The 15,132-nt window shown below is 67.6% G+C and carries 13 protein-coding genes; 5 read left to right on the top strand and 8 right to left on the bottom strand.

Translation table 11 applies throughout. From position 1 onward, the window contains the following. Window positions 1-8: 8 nt before the first annotated feature. From rodA to DOM67_RS13390, 6 genes are all read right to left on the bottom strand, one after another. A complete protein-coding gene (gene rodA / locus DOM67_RS13365; protein ID WP_110676723.1) occupies window positions 9-1,148 on the bottom strand; it encodes a rod shape-determining protein RodA in 1,140 nt (379 codons plus the stop codon). Then, on the bottom strand, window positions 1,138-3,033 hold the full coding sequence (gene mrdA / locus DOM67_RS13370; protein ID WP_110676725.1) for a penicillin-binding protein 2: 1,896 nt from the start codon (window positions 3,031-3,033) through the stop codon (window positions 1,138-1,140). The genes rodA and mrdA overlap by 11 nt, the downstream gene beginning before the upstream one ends. Before the next feature lie 87 nt (window positions 3,034-3,120). Further along, window positions 3,121-3,588 carry a 23S rRNA (pseudouridine(1915)-N(3))-methyltransferase RlmH gene (gene rlmH / locus DOM67_RS13375; RefSeq protein ID WP_110676727.1) on the bottom strand — a complete coding sequence of 156 codons (468 nt, stop codon included), beginning with the start codon at window positions 3,586-3,588 and terminating at the stop codon, window positions 3,121-3,123. Further along, on the bottom strand, window positions 3,585-3,962 hold the full coding sequence (gene rsfS / locus DOM67_RS13380; protein ID WP_110676728.1) for a ribosome silencing factor: 378 nt from the start codon (window positions 3,960-3,962) through the stop codon (window positions 3,585-3,587). Before rsfS ends, rlmH begins: the two co-directional genes overlap by 4 nt. 100 nt (window positions 3,963-4,062) lie before the next feature. Beyond that, window positions 4,063-4,761, bottom strand: coding sequence for a nicotinate-nucleotide adenylyltransferase (nadD, locus tag DOM67_RS13385; protein ID WP_110676946.1), 699 nt, complete (start codon window positions 4,759-4,761; stop codon window positions 4,063-4,065). Further along, the gene (locus tag DOM67_RS13390; RefSeq protein ID WP_110676730.1) at window positions 4,748-6,031 is read right to left on the bottom strand and encodes a glutamate-5-semialdehyde dehydrogenase; all 1,284 of its coding nucleotides are present in this window, start codon (window positions 6,029-6,031) and stop codon (window positions 4,748-4,750) included. Before DOM67_RS13390 ends, nadD begins: the two co-directional genes overlap by 14 nt. A gap of 358 nt (window positions 6,032-6,389) precedes the next feature. Here DOM67_RS13390 and DOM67_RS13395 point away from each other — a divergent pair, with 358 nt between their 5' ends. Genes DOM67_RS13395 through DOM67_RS13405 form a run of 3 tightly spaced genes read left to right on the top strand, consistent with a single transcriptional unit; the run spans window position 6,390 to window position 9,531 of the window. Then, window positions 6,390-7,217, top strand: a complete 828-nt coding sequence (locus tag DOM67_RS13395; RefSeq protein ID WP_157958862.1) for a hypothetical protein — start codon at window positions 6,390-6,392, stop codon at window positions 7,215-7,217. Next, window positions 7,208-8,128: a diguanylate cyclase gene (locus tag DOM67_RS13400; protein WP_110676734.1), complete on the top strand. Its 921-nt coding sequence runs from the start codon at window positions 7,208-7,210 to the stop codon at window positions 8,126-8,128. Before DOM67_RS13395 ends, DOM67_RS13400 begins: the two co-directional genes overlap by 10 nt. Next, window positions 8,125-9,531 carry a bifunctional DedA family/phosphatase PAP2 family protein gene (locus DOM67_RS13405; protein ID WP_110676736.1) on the top strand — a complete coding sequence of 469 codons (1,407 nt, stop codon included), beginning with the start codon at window positions 8,125-8,127 and terminating at the stop codon, window positions 9,529-9,531. Before DOM67_RS13400 ends, DOM67_RS13405 begins: the two co-directional genes overlap by 4 nt. Before the next feature lie 8 nt (window positions 9,532-9,539). On the opposite strand, the gene DOM67_RS13410 is transcribed toward DOM67_RS13405, so the two are convergent. After that, window positions 9,540-10,160, bottom strand: a complete 621-nt coding sequence (locus DOM67_RS13410; protein WP_110676738.1) for a flavin prenyltransferase UbiX — start codon at window positions 10,158-10,160, stop codon at window positions 9,540-9,542. Continuing rightward, window positions 10,150-11,517, bottom strand: coding sequence for a UDP-N-acetylmuramate:L-alanyl-gamma-D-glutamyl-meso-diaminopimelate ligase (gene mpl, locus DOM67_RS13415; protein ID WP_110676740.1), 1,368 nt, complete (start codon window positions 11,515-11,517; stop codon window positions 10,150-10,152). Before mpl ends, DOM67_RS13410 begins: the two co-directional genes overlap by 11 nt. Before the next feature lie 475 nt (window positions 11,518-11,992). On the opposite strand from mpl, the gene DOM67_RS13420 reads away from it, so the two are divergent. Together DOM67_RS13420 and DOM67_RS13425 are read left to right on the top strand one after the other, a co-directional pair. Continuing rightward, entirely contained in the window at window positions 11,993-13,252 is a 1,260-nt protein-coding gene (locus tag DOM67_RS13420; protein WP_110676741.1) for a 6-phosphofructokinase, read from the top strand. Window positions 13,253-13,653: 401 nt separating this feature from the next. Beyond that, window positions 13,654-15,033, top strand: coding sequence for a glutamine synthetase family protein (locus tag DOM67_RS13425; protein WP_110676743.1), 1,380 nt, complete (start codon window positions 13,654-13,656; stop codon window positions 15,031-15,033). The last annotated feature ends 99 nt before the right edge of the window (window positions 15,034-15,132 follow it).

Raw genomic sequence — 15,132 nt, forward strand, 5'->3', positions numbered from 1 at the left:
CACAACGCTCAATGCTTGAGCAGGCGGCGGTGCGTGTGAATCGACATGAGAATACCGAAACCGGCCATCAAGGTCACGCCGGAGGTCCCGCCATAGCTGACCAGAGGCAGCGGCACCCCGACCACCGGCAGGATACCGCTGACCATGCCGATATTGACGAAAACGTAGATGAAGAACGTCAGCACGATACTGCCGGCGAGCAGACGGCCGTAGGTGTCCTGGGCCTGGTTGGCCATCACCAGCCCGCGCGACACCAGCAGCAGATAGAGCACCAGGATGGTCGCCATGCCGATCAGCCCGAACTCTTCGCCCAGTACCGCGACAATGAAGTCGGTGTGGCGCTCGGGCAGAAACTCCAGCTGCGACTGGGTTCCCAGCCCCCAGCCCTTGCCCTCGAGACCGCCACTGCCGATGGCGGTCTTCGACTGGATGATGTTCCAGCCGGCGCCCAGCGGGTCGCTCTCGGGGTTGAGAAAGGTCAGTACCCGTTGGCGCTGATAGTTGTGCATGTTGAGCCAGAGCAGCGGCATCGCCGCACCCGCCATCACTGCCAGGCTCAGGATGAAGCGCCACGACAGCCCTGCCAGCAGGATCACGAACACCGCCGCGGCGGTCACCAGCATCGAGGTGCCCAGGTCCGGCTGGCGCGCGATCAACAGCACCGGTACCGCGATGATCACACCGCACACCAGCAGATCGCGCCACGATGGCGGCAGCGGCCGGCGGTGCAGATAGGCCGCCAGCATCATCGGCATGGCGATCTTCATCAGCTCCGAGGGCTGGAAGCGCAGCGGGCCGATCTCCAGCCAGCGCTGCGCCCCCATGCCGATATCGCCCATGATCTCCACCGCGATCAGCATCAATAGCCCCAAGCCATAGGCCAGCGGGGTCCAGCGATAGAGCGTCGCCGGCGAGAACTGGGCGATCACCACCGCCCCGATCAGCGCGATGCCCATACGGATCGCCTGAGCCATGGTGGTCTGTGCCGACATGCCGCTGGCGCTGTAGAGCACCACCAGGCCGAAGGCGATCAGCAGCAGCAGGATCGACAGCAGCCAGGGGTCGAGGTGGAGCCGCAGCCACAGCGAGCGCTTGCGCCCGACCCGCGCGCCGTGCGTCGGCGCACTGCGTTGAAAATCAATCGCCATCGAGACTCTCGACCTCTTCAGGAACGGTGGCATCGGGCCGGTCTTTCAGCTCGCTCTTGGGCAGCAGCCAGGCGTCGGTGAGCTCGCGGCCGAGCCCCGACACCCCGCCGCCGGCATTCTCGACGATCACCGCCACCGCGATCTGCGGATCCTCCACCGGCGCGAAGCCGATGAACAGCGCGTGGTCGCGCAGGCGTTCGGCCAGCTCGCTGGCGTTGTACTTCTGGTTCTGCCCCAGCGAGAAGACCTGCGCGGTACCGGTCTTGCCCGCCATGGTGTATTCGAGGCCGGCCCCGGCCTTGCGTGCCGTGCCCTCGCGGCCACTCATGACCTCTTCCATGCCTTCATAGACGTCGTTCCACCACTGCGTCTTGTCGACCTGCACGTCGGGCTTGGTGTCGGGAAACGGTGGTTTCACCGGCTGGTCACCGATCCGCTCGGCCAGGTGCGGACGCACCCAATGGCCATGATTGGCGAGCGTCGCGGTCGCCGCCGCCAGCTGCAGGGGCGTGGCCATGAAATAGCCCTGACCAATGCCGGCGGAGAGCGTCTCCCCCGGGAACCAGGGCTGGTTGTACTTCTCGCGCTTCCACTCCCGCGACGGCATCAACCCCGGCAGCGCGCCCTGGACATCCAGCGAGTTGACTTCACCGAAGCCGAATTCGTGCATGAACGACGACAGCCGGTCGATGCCCAGGCGGTAGGCCATGGTATAGAAATAAGTGTTGTTGGAGACCTCGATCGCCCGGCGCAGATCGACCCGCCCGTGCCCCCAGCGCAGCCAGTTGTGGTAGCGCCGTGTGTCGTTGGGCAGTTGGAAGTAGCCGGGGTCATAGACGATGTCGTTGGCATCGACGACCCGATTCTGCAACGCCGCCAGCGCCTCGAACGGCTTGACCGTGGAGCCCGGCGGATACTGGCCACGGGCGGCGCGATTGTAGAGCGGCAGGTCGATATCGTCCTGCAGCGCGCGGTAGTCGGCGTAGGAGATACCGGTGACGAACTTGTTGATATCGAACCCGGGGGCCGAGACCATCGCCAGGATGTCTCCGGTCTTGGGCTGAATGGCGACAATGGCGCCGCGGCGGCCGCCGAGCAGATCGTAGGCCAGATGCTGCAGACGGCTATCGATGGTCAGGGTGAGATCCTTGCCCGGGACCGGCGGCTCACGGTCGAGCTCGCGCAGCACGCGCCCGCGGGCGTTGGTCTCGACCTTGCGCAGCCCCGCCTTGCCGTGGAGCTGATCCTCGTAGGTATACTCGACGCCGGTCTTGCCGATGAAGTGGGTGCCGGCGTAATTGCCCGGGTCGAGCTCGGAGAGCTCCTCGGCGTTGATCCGGCCGACGTAGCCGAGCACGTGGGACATCACGATCGGATCGGGGTAGTAGCGCATCAGCTGCGCCTCGACCTCGACGCCACTGAGCAGATAGCGATTGACCGCCAGGCGGGCGATCTGATCCTCGGTGAGGTCGCTCATCAGCAGTGCCGGCTGATACGGCCGCTGACGCTGCAGCGAGCGCTCGCGGAAGGTCTCGACCTCGTCCTCGGGCAGGCCGAGGATCTGCACCAGACGCTCGAGTGTGGCATCGAGGTCATCGACCCGCTCGCGCACGATGGTGAGGTTGTAGGTGGGGCGATTCTCCGCCAGCAGCTGGCCGTTGCGGTCGTAGATCAGGCCGCGCCGCGGCGGCAGCGGCTCGACGCGCATGCGGTTGTTGTCGGAGCGGGTGATGAAGACATCGTGCTCCATCACCTGCAGATAGAACAGCCGTGACACCAGGGCGCCGGCCATCAGCACGATCAGCGCCGCGGCGACCAGAGAGCGGTTGCGGAAGACGCGGACTTCCTGCTCGTGATCCTTGACTCGCTCGCGGCGCTTACGCATGACGTCGCCGGGTCAGGGCGGGATTCGGCCCGCGAGGGGCGCAGCTTTGCGGGGCGTCGAATAACGGCAAGCGACTGACTCTCTGACTCAACGGTGATACGGGTGCCCGGCGAGCAATGTCCAGGCACGATAGAGCTGCTCGGCCAGCAGTACCCGCACCAGCGGGTGCGGTAGCGTCAGTGCCGAGAGTGACCACGACTGGCGCGCGCGGGCGCTGAGGCGGGGATCGAGACCGTCGGGGCCGCCGATCAGCAACGCCACGTCCTGCCCGCCCTGGCGCCAGTCATCGAGCCGCTGAGACAGCTGCTCGGTGGTCCACGCCGAGCCTTTGACCTCGAGCGCGACGACATGTTCCTGATCGCGCAATTTTTCCAGCATGCGGTCGCCTTCGCTCTGGATCGCCCGGGCGATGTCGGCATTCTTGCCGCGCGCACCGGGGGCGATCTCGACGATCTCCACAGGCATCTCCCGCGGCAGCCGCTTGCGGTACTCCTCGACACCCGCCTCGACCCAGGCCGGCATGCGCGTACCCACCGCCAGCAGCCGCACCTTCATCCGTGCGACTCGTGCCGCTCGCCGTGGCTGGCTCCCTGCTGACGGTCGACGGGTAGATCGGACCACAGCCGCTCGAGATCGTAGAGCTGGCGGGTCTCCGGCATCATCACATGGGCGACGACATCGCCCAGGTCGACCAGCACCCAGTCGCCGCCCTGCTGCCCTTCGACACCCAGGGGACGCACACCGGCCTCCTTGGCCTTCTCGATCACGTTGCCGGCCAGCGCCGAGACGTGACGCGAAGAGGTGCCGCAGGCCACCACCATGACGTCGGTCACGCTGGTCAACGCAGCGACGTCGAGCTCGACCACGTCGCGCGCCTTCAACTCCTCCAGCGCCTCGACGACTAACGATTTGAGAGAATCTGTCTGCATAGCTCCTCGTTTGGGAATCGCTGCCCCGAATTCAGGGAAACGCGCATTCTACTCCGATGAGACGCCGGCGCCACTCTTCACCTCTCGTTAGCGCCGCGGATCAGCTCTCGTCAGCACCAGCGGTCGACTCGCGATAGAGCCCCTGGGCGGCGATATAACGCTCGGTCGCCTCGGCCAGCAGATAGCGCACGCTCTGCCCACGCTGCAGCCGACGGCGTACTTCGGTGGCCGCAATCGCCATGCGGCTGGGCAGGCTGAGCCGTAGCACCCCGCCCGCGGGCGCCGCCATCAGCGCCTCGGCGGTCGCGACTTCGCGCCCGGCGATCAGCGCGGCCAGCTCGGGGGCCAGCGGCGCGGCGTGGTCGGGCCGGTCGAGCACTACCACATGCGCCAGTGACAACAGCCGCTCGTACTGATGCCACTGCGGCAGGCCGAGGAAGGCATCATGCCCCACCGCCATCACCAGGCGCGCCTGCTCGCCATACTCGGCGCGCAGCGAGGCCAGGGTATCCACCGAGAAGGAGTGGCCGCTGCGCCGTATCTCGCGATCGTCCGCCAGCAGCCCCGGGGTGTCGCCGATACCCGCGGCGAGCATCGCCAGGCGATCGCCAGCGGCGATACCGGGCGCGGCACGATGGGGCGGCACATGGACCGGAATCATGTGCACCCGGTCCAGCGCCAGCGCCTCGCGCAACTCGACCGCGCTACGTAGATGCCCCAGATGCACCGGATCGAAGGTGCCCCCGAGCATCGCGATGCGCGGCGCCCGGCCGCTCACGCCGCCATCACTGGCGCACATGGCCATCGCCGAATACCACGTACTTGCGGGTGGTCAGTCCTTCCAGCCCCACCGGGCCGCGGGCATGCAGCTTGTTGGTCGAGATGCCGATCTCGGCACCCAGGCCATACTCGAAGCCGTCGGCGAAGCGGGTCGAGGCGTTGACCAGGACCGAACTCGAGTCGACCTCGGCAAGAAAGCGTCGCGCCAGCGTCACGCTCTCGGTGACAATGGCATCGGTATGCTGGGAACCATGGCGATTGATATGGGCCACTGCCTGCTCGAAATCCTCGACCACGCGGATGGCAATGATCGGCGCCAGATACTCGGCATCCCAGTCCGTCTCGTCGGCGGCCACGGCGTCGGCGATCCACTCCCGGGTCAGCGGGCAACCGCGCATTTCCACGCCCTTGTCGCGGTAGATCGCGGCCAGCCGCGGCAGCACCTGCGGCGCCGCCTCGACGTGAACCAGCAGCGTTTCCATGGCGTTGCACGGCGAGTAGCGCTGGGTCTTGGCGTTGTCGGCGATCGCCACCGCCTTGTCGCTGTCGGCGGCGGCATCGATATAGACGTGGCAGACGCCATCCAGGTGCTTGATCACCGGCACCGTGGCCTCTTCGGCGATCCGCGCGATCAGCGACTTGCCGCCGCGGGGAATGATCACGTCGACGCTGGCGGTGAGCCGGATCAGCTCACCCACTGCCGCGCGGTCGGTGGTTTCGACCACCTGCACCGCGTCTTCACTCACACCGGCATCGCGCAGGCCGTCACGAATACAGGCGGCGATCGCGGCGTTGCTGGCGGCGGCCTCGGAGCCACCGCGCAGAATACAGGCGTTACCGGACTTCAGGCACAGGCTGGCCGCTTCCAGCGTCACGTTGGGGCGCGATTCGTAGATGATCCCGACCACCCCGAGCGGCACCCGCATCTGCCCCACCTGGATACCGCTGGGCTGGTAGCGCAGACCATCGATCTCGCCCACCGGGTCGGGCAGCGCCGCGACCTGACTGGCACCTGCGAGCATGGCGTCGATGCGCGCCGGCGTCAGTGCCAGGCGGTCGAGCAGCGGCTCGCTGAGCCCGCGCGCGCGGCCGCGCTCGAGGTCAGCGGCATTGGCGCTGGCGAGCGCCGGACGTGCAGCATCGAGCCGCGCGACGATGGCCGTCAGCGCGGCATTCTTGCGCCCGCTGTCGAGAGCGCGGAGCGCGGTGCTCGCAGCACGGGCACGGGCCCCGAGCCGCTGCATGTAAAGCGGGATGTCGTCGACGCTATCGGTCGCGGAGTGTGACATGGCGTGGTATCTCTTCAAGGGTGCCGGACAGCGATGGCATCAGGGTCGCGGACGCCCCGGCGTGCCACGCCCGACGCAGGCCTGGCGGCGCTCGGCAGGCCGCAACCGCTGCAGGCAAGAGTTTGTCTCGAATCGTGATTCGCAGTGTACGGTCAGTGACAGCCCGTGCGATAGTTGAAGCGTAGACTCCGTTCGGGGCCGGTCAGCCCAGCGCGCCACCCAGAACGGAGGCCGTCGCCCCGCCGGGACGGCGGCCGCGCGAGACCGCCTTCTGGCCAGCGCCAGGCCGCCTGTCGTCTGCGCAGAGGCCAGACGGCATTCCGAGCCACACAGGACCATCGGCCCAATATAAGCCACCATGCCAAGCAAGTACAAAAGCCCCGGGACAAGGGCGCTGATTCTCGCCTGCGTGGTAGCCGCCGCCGCCACGGGCACGTTCTCCGAGGGAAGCGTGCGGCTGATCGCCTGGGGCGGTGCCGTGGCACTGCTTGCCACGCTCGCCTGCGGCGCGCGCAGCGCGTTCTGGATCGCCCCCGCCGCCGCCGCGCTGGCCGTGGCGCTACTCGCCACCGGCCATCCGACGACCCTGCCCTGGATATGGGTGCTGCCGCTGTGCCTGCATCCGTTGAGGGGGCGCATGGGGCTCGCGCTCAACCTGGCCGCCTTCGTCATCGGCGTGGGCTACATCGCCCAGCATTTCTCGCTGCCGGCCACGCTGTTGGCCGCGACCTCATTGGTCATCGTCTGGCTTCTGGCCCAGGAGCAGCGCCTGCGGGCCAAGCCGCTGCTCAATCGCGAGGGCGCTCAGTGGCTACTGCCGCCGGCAATGCTGGACACCGACGCGCGTCACGAACAGCGCCGGGTGGAGCGCGAATCGCTCTACGGCGAAGTGGTGATATTCGGCTGCGCCCACTCCACGCCCAGTGACATGCAGGAGCTCAGCCGACTGCTATATGACCAGCTGGCGCTCTACGAGCGCGCCTACCGGCTCAACGATTACGGCATCGCGGTACTGCTGGTGGCCAACGACGCCAAGCTGGCGGAGCAGCGCCGCCATCAGCTGCAGCATGCCATCGCGCCCCATCGCATCGTATCGCATACGCCGCTGGCGCATCTCGGCGACCGCTTTGCGCGCTACCGCCCAAGACGTGCAGACCCCCGTCGTGAGGCGCAGCCATGGCCATAAGCCGCTACAAGCTTGCCGCCCAACTGCTGGCGCTGGCGATGTTCACCGGGTTGGCGCTGTGGCACTACCTGATGCGCCACTACGATCTGATCCTGCCCCCGGCTTTGCTCGCCTGCGGGCTGCTGGTGTCGCTGCCGCTGCAGTGGCTGGGCCGACTGCGCCCAGCCCTGGCCGACTACCTGATGCTGGTCGGAGCGCTGACCCTGTTCGCCATCGAGGCACCCGGCTGCGCCAATGGCATGCTGTGGCTGGGGCTGCCGGCGGTGGTCAGCCTGCTGGTGCTGTCGCTGCCCCTGGCGGTACTGCTCAATGTCGCCCTGGTCCCCGCCTGGACGCTACTCCTGGGCGGCACTCACGTGTCGCTGCTCACCCTCAGTATGGGCTGGTGGCTGGCGCTCAGCGCCGCGCTGGTATTGAGCAGCCTGGATGCCCGCCGCCGCCGGGCGCTGCGCCTGCCACAGTGGCGCCGGGATCCCAAGCTTCCGCGTCAGGCTCTGCAACGCAGCCTGGCGATCGAGGTCGCACGGGCACACGCGCTCGGCCGCCCGCTCAGCGTACTGGTTCTCTACGTCCCCCAGCTCGACCAGGCCGACGATCAGTTCGGCACCGAGCTGCGCGAAGCGCTCTCCCATGCCTTCAGCCACGCGGTGGTCAACGACAGCCGCCATAGCGACCTGCTGGGTGAGTACCGCGAGAACGTTTTCTGTCTGATACTGCCCAATGCCGGCGAGAGTGGCGCCCTGGCCGCCGCCCGCCGCCTGGCCGCCACCGTGGCCACCATATCGCGCCCCGAAACCGGCCCTCTGGAGAGCTTCAGCCGTGTCTGCATGCTTCAGCACGGCGAGGCAACCGCGCACTTCCTGACCCGGCTCGACAACGCCGCCACCAAACTGTTGGAACCGCTCGCTTGAATTTCACCCACTGGCTTTACTCGCTCTCCCCATCGCCCACCCTACTGCTGCTGATCATCGCCGCCGTGGCGCTGCTCGAATCGCTGGCGGTGGTGGGTATCGTCGTGCCCGGCGTGGTCCTGCTGGGCGCCGCCGCCAGCCTCGCCGGGCACGCCGACATGTCGATCACGCTGGTGCTGATCGCAGGCACCCTGGGCGCGTTCGCCGGTGACAACCTGAGTTTCTGGCTGGGGCGCTCGCAGCGCACACGCATTCCCGGCTGGTGGCCACTCGACCGCCACCCGGAGTGGCTCGAAGGTGGTATCGACTTCTTCCAGCGCCACGGCACGCTGTCGGTGGTGATCGGCCGCTTCGTCGGCCCGGTGCGGCCATTCGTGCCGTTGGTGGCGGGCATGCTGTCGATGCCGAACCGGCGCTTCGCGCTGGTCAACGCACTCTCGGCGTGCCTCTGGGCGCCGGTCTATCTACTGCCGGGCTACTGGCTGGGACGCTCCTGGAGCGAGCTGATGAAGCTGCCGCCACAGGCCGAGCACTGGCTGCTGGTGCTGTCGCTCTCGCTGCTGGCCCTGGGCGTGCTGTTCTCCTGGTTCCGCTACCAACTGGGTGGACAAGGCCGCCTGCACCGCTGGCTCGAGGGCTACCAGCAGCGCCACCCGACCTTCGGGCGTCTGTGGCGGGCACTGCGTTCGCCGCCACCGGCCAACGAGTTCCCGCTGGCGTCGCTCTCGCTGCTGCTGACCAGCCTGATTGCGCTGGTCGCCTGGACCAGCTGGGTGCTGATCCACAACGACCCGCTGCCGATGGATCGCCAGATCCAGGCCCTGGCGGCGATGCTGCAGCATCAGTGGCTGCTGGGCACCAGCGAGACACTGGCCAAGATCGGTGACGCACTCGGCATCACGCTGCTGATGGCACCGTGGCTGTTATGGCTGGCCTGGGCACGGCGTTTCGCCGCACTGCTGCATCTGGCCGGTGCACTGATCGCGGTGGCGGTGACCAACACCCTGTTCAAGGCGCTGGCGGGACGCGCACGGCCGGACACGCCGGACTATCTCACCGGTTCGATGTCCTACCCCAGCGCCCATACCTCCACCAGCGTGGTGGTGGTGGGGCTGACCGCCGCCTTCGCCGCCCAGGTCATGCCACTGCGCTACCGCGCCTACGCCTACTGGGCCGGTATTCTGGTCTGCACGCCCATGGCGCTGTCGCGGCTGGTGATCGGGGTGCACTGGGCCAGCGATCTGATCGGTGGTGCCCTGCTGGGTCTGATCGTGTGCGCACTGACCCGCATCAGCTACCAGCGCTGGCAGCGTCAGGACCTGAAGATGCCGCCCTGGCCCTGGCTGGCGCTGGCGTCGATCCTTTTGGAGACGGGGCGCGTGCTGCTGTTCCCGCCGGTATAAGAGGCGGCCTACTCGCCCCAGCTGGGCATCAGGCGCTGGGGAATGCCGAGCTGGCCGAGCACCCGGGCGACCACGAAGTCGACCATGTCGGCGACGCTCTGCGGGCGATGATAGAACCCCGGTGAGGCCGGCATGACGACCGCCCCCATGCGCGTCAGCGTCAGCATGTTCTTGAGATGGATCTGCGACAGCGGCATCTCCCGCGGCACCAGGAGCAGCGGGCGGCGCTCCTTGAGCGCCACGTCCGCGGCCCGCTCGATCAGGTTGTCACTGGCCCCGCAGGCGATCGCCGACAGCGTGCCGGTGGAGCAGGGGCAGACCACCAGCGCGCGCCAGTCGCCGGAACCGGAAGCCACCGGCGCCAGCCAATCCTCGCGCCCGAAGCAGCGGATCTGCCCCGCTTCTGCGCCGAAGCGCTCGCTCAGCGCCGCGGCCAGACGCTCCGGCTGGGCCGGCAGCTCGAGATCGGTCTCGATCGCGATCACCCGGTGCGCGGCCTTGGAGATCATCACATAGAGCGGCTGGCCGGCGGCGGCCAGGCACTCGATCAGGCGCAACCCGTACTGGGCCCCTGAGGCGCCGGTCAGCGCCACCGCAATCGGCCCGCCGCGTGAGGCGTCACTCTGCATGCTGTACCTCCAGCGCCGCGAGCAGCTTGGCGTGAATACCGCCGAAACCACCGTTGGACATCACCACGATGCGATCGCCAGGGCGCGCCGCAGCCACTACCTCGCCAATCAGTGCATCGAGGTCGGTCACCACATGGCTACCGGCATGCCCCGCCACCACCTCGCTCAGCGACCAGTCCAGCCCCGGCGGCTGATACCACCAGACCGCCTCGGCCAAGGCCACGCTAGCGGCCAGACGTGACTTCATGGTGCCCTGGCGCATGGTGTTGGAACGTGGCTCGATCACCGCCAGCAACCGGCCGCCGTGATGGTCCCGCGCCAGCCCCTCGAGCGTCAGCGCGATCGCCGTGGGGTGATGGGCGAAGTCGTCGATCACCTGGATGCCAGCGACGCTGCCGCGCAACTCCTGGCGCCGCTTGGGCGCCAGGAAATCGGCCAGCGCGCGGCATGCATCTGCCGGTGCCACCCCGACATGGCTCGCCGCTGCCACCGCAGCGGCGGCATTGGCGGCGTTGTGGCTGCCGCTCATCGCCCAGCTCACCGGGTAGCGCTCACCGGCATGCTCGAGGGCGAAGGCGCGGCTATCGTCAGCATCCAGCGCCAGACGCCAGACGCTCTCCGGTAGCGTGCCGATCCGCTCCACCGGGGTCCAGCAGCCGCGCGCCAGCACCCGCTCCAGGGCGGGCTCACCGGCGGCCACGATCAGCCGCCCATCGCCGGGCACGGTGCGCACGAAATGGTGGAACTGGCGCTCTATCGCCGCCAGGTCCTCGAAGATGTCCGCGTGGTCGAACTCGAGATTGTTGAGAACGGCGACATCCGGGTGGTAGTGCACGAACTTCGAACGCTTGTCGAAGAAGGCCGTATCGTACTCGTCGGCCTCGATCACGAAGGGCGCCCCGGCGCCCCCCAGCCGCGAGGAGACGCCGAAGTTACGCGGCACACCACCGATCAGAAAGCCCGGCTCGAGCCCGGCTGATTCGAGAATCCATGCCAGCAGGCTGGCCGTGGTGGTCTTGCCGTGGGTACCGGCTACGGCCACCACCGGGCGCCCGCCGAGCACATACTGGGCCAGCCACTGGGGCCCGGAAACATAGGGGATACGTGCGTTGAGCAGCGCCTCGACTTCCGGATTGCCGCGGGACAGGGCGTTGCCGACGACCACCAGATCCGGCCTCGGGATCAGGTTGTCGGCGCGGTAACCCTCAATCAGCTGGATACCGGCATCTTCCAGTTGGTGACTCATCGGCGGATAGACATTGGCGTCGGAGCCGGTCACCCGGTGCCCGAGCGCCTTGGCCAGGCGTGCCAGGCTACCCATGAAAGTGCCGCAGATGCCCAGAACGTGAACGTGCATGCCCTCTCCCTCGGGACGATTTAGGCTTGGCGGGGGCTTGTCGTGTCGCGCCCCGCCAGACGGCGGCCGCATAGGGCCGCGATGACGAAGCGGCGAGCCTAGCACGCCGTCGACGGGTGGACCACAGAGCCCCCGACCCACGGCCGCGAGCGCACTCCCGGCATCCGTGGTTCCCCGTCTCTCATCCTCCCCCTGACGCGCCCCTGATAGACGCCAACACCGGGCGGCTCAAAAAAATGACCGCCGTGGTGACCAGCGCCTCGTATTAACAGCCATTGGCCTTTCGGCTATGCTTGGCCGCGCAACCGTGACTCGCACCCCCGACACTCGCCCATCGCGGCCGCGCTGCGCCCGCCACCGCGGGGCGTCACACGGCGCGCACCGGCGGCGCCATGGATGTCGCCGCCCCACTGCGTCCGACCTGACCGACGCAACGCCGTGTGTGAGATTCCAATCCCAGGAGATGAGAGCCGATATGGCCAAGCACAATGCCTTTTACGCCCAGTCCGGTGGCGTCACCGCCGTCATCAACGCCAGCGCCTGTGGTGTGATCGAAGCCTGCCGCCGCCATGCCGACCGCATCGGGCACGTCTATGCCGGCCATAACGGCATCATCGGTGCCCTCACCGAAGATCTGATCGACACCAATCAGGAGAGCGACGAGGCCATCGCCGCCCTGCGTCACACCCCGGGCGGCGCCTTCGGCTCCTGCCGCTACAAGCTGAAATCGATCGAGAGCCATCGCGCCGAGTACGAGCGACTGATCGAGGTGTTCAAGGCCCACGATATCCGTTACTTCTTCTATAACGGCGGCGGCGACAGCGCCGATACCTGCCTCAAGGTGTCGCAACTCTCCGAGAAGATGGGCTATCCGCTCACCGCCATCCATGTGCCCAAGACGGTCGACAACGACCTGCCGATCACCGACAACTCCCCCGGTTTCGGCAGTGTGGCCAAGTATGTCGCCACCTCCACCCGCGAAGCGGCGCTCGACATCGAATCGATGTGCGCCACCTCGACCAAGGTCTTCATCTTCGAGGTCATGGGTCGTCACGCCGGCTGGATCGCGGCCGCCGGCGCCCTGGCCGGCGAGAGTACCGAGCAGGCGCCGCACGTGATCATCTTCCCCGAGATCGCCTTCGACCGCGCCGCGGTCATGGCCCGCATCGATGAGGCGGTGAAGCGCCACGGCTTCTGCGTGATCGTGATCTCCGAAGGCGCCCAGTACGCCGATGGCACCTTCCTCGCCGATGCCGGCAGCACCGATGCCTTCGGTCACAAGCAGCTCGGTGGCGTGGCGCCGACCCTGGCCGGGATGGTCAAGGCAGACCTCGGCTACAAGTACCACTGGGCGGTGGCCGACTACCTGCAGCGTGCCGCACGCCATATCGCCTCCCGCACCGACGTCGAGCAGGCCTACGCCGTGGGCAAGGTGGCGGTGGAGCTGGCGCTGGACGGGCAGAATGCGATGATGCCGGCGATCAAGCGCGTCTCCGAGGCCCCCTATGAGTGGCAGATCGAGGCAGCACCGCTGGCCCAGATCGCCAACCACGAGAAGTTCATGCCGCGGGATTACATCAGCGAGGATGGCCTGCATATCAGCGAGGCCGGACGCCGCTATCTCTCCCCGCTGATCCAGGGCGAGGACTTCCCGCCGTTCGAGAACGGCCTGCCCAAGGTGGCCAAGCTGGAGAAGGTCCGGGTCGCACGCAAGCTGCCCGACTTCACCGTCTGATCCGCACGCCGTGATCAGCGCCACCCGAGCGGCACTGATCACGGCGCGTCTGTCCAGGCCGGATGCCTGGGCAGACGCTGGCCATACTCCCGACGACCAGCGCTTCTCCGCGGCCAGTGCCTTTTTGGCGACCAGCCCTTCGCCCCGTTTGGCGACCGGCCCTTCGCCTCATTTGGCGACCGGCCCTTCGCCTTGGCCCTGTCAAGAATAATGCCCACCCTGTCCACTCTCCCCGGACTCCTCTCGGATACCACCAGCTTCGCACCGCCTAGCCTAGGCATTGGCGTAACGAATGGCGCCTTCCAAACGCTACACCGGCGTAAAATATTCGGTAACGGATTTGACAACGGCGGGCCCATTTGGAATAACGAAGAGATCCCACCACCTCATTGTGTGCCCCCATGTGCGACCCAGAGCGTCTCCAGGAAGCCCAGGATTTCCTGGCCCAGCACCCCGAGGTGCAGAGCGTCGACCTGCTGATCAGCGACCTCAACGGCGTGCTCCGCGGCAAGCGCGTGCCGCGCGACAACGTGGTCGGCGTGCTCGAGGCCGGCATGCGCCTGCCGGCCTCGGTGTTCGCCCTCGACGTCTGCGGTAACACCATCGAGGAGACCGGCCTGGGGCTGGCCTCCGGCGACGGCGATCGTACCTGCAGCCCGGTGGCCGGCACCCTGGTCACCACGCCCTGGGCCAAGCACCACAATCAGGCGCAGATGCTGATGACCATGGAGGAGGACGATGGCACGCCCTTCGCCTGCGATCCGCGCCAGTTGCTCAAGCGCCTGCTGGCACGCTTCTCGGCGCTGGCGCTGACGCCGGTGATCGCAGTGGAGCTGGAGTTCTATCTGATCGACCGCGAGCGCGACAGCGTCGGTGCCCCGCAGCCGCCGCGCTCTCCGGCCACCGGCGAGCGCGCCAGCCAGAGCCAGCTCTACTCGGTGATCGAGCTGGACGAGTACGCCGACTTCCTCGAGGACATCACCCTGGCCGCGCAGGCCCAACGCCTGCCGATCGATACCGCGCTCAAGGAGTGCGCGCCGGGGCAGTTCGAGGTCAACCTGCTGCACCACGCCGATGCACTGCGCGCCTGCGACGAGGCGGTGATGCTCAAGCGCCTGATCAAGGGCGTGGCGATCCGCCACGGCTTCGAGGCCACTTTCATGGCCAAGCCGTACAGCCAGGAAGCGGGCAACGGCACCCACGTGCATATCAGCCTGCTCGACGCCGCTGGCAATAACGTCTTCGCCACCGCCGACGGCGGAGATCTGGGCAGCCCGCTGCTGCGCCATGCGATCGCCGGCCTGGCCGAACTGATGCCGGCCTCGATGGCGATCTTCGCCCCCAATCTCAACTCCTACAGGCGCTTCCAGCCCAGCCTCTACGTGCCGATGGCCCCCACCTGGGGCTACGACAACCGCTCGGTGGCACTGCGCATTCCCTCGGGCTCTCCGCGGGCGCGGCGCATCGAACACCGGGTCGCCGGTGCCGACGCCAACCCCTATCTGCTGGTGGCCGCCCTGCTCGCCGGGATCGAGCACGGCATGGCGCATGAACTGACGCCGCCGGCGCCGATCACCGGCAACGCCTACGAGCAGGTCGAGCCGAGCCTGCCGATCAGCTGGCCCCAGGCGCTGGATGCCTGGCTCGAGAGCGAGGTCTTCATCGACAGCTTCGGCGAGACCTTCCATCGGGTCTACCACGCCAACCGGCGCGCCGAATACGAGCTCTCGCGCCAGGCGATCAGCGCCCTGGAGTACCGCTGGTACCTGCGCAACACCTGAGATCGCGCAATACCCGCCACGCACATTCACCGGACACAGGCCCAGGAGAACGGCATGACAATCACAACGCCCCGTCTCACCCACCCGGCCCACGCTGCG

It is taken from the genome of Salinicola sp. RZ23, from assembly GCF_003206675.1.
Classification (GTDB): Bacteria; Pseudomonadota; Gammaproteobacteria; order Pseudomonadales; family Halomonadaceae; genus Salinicola; species Salinicola endophyticus.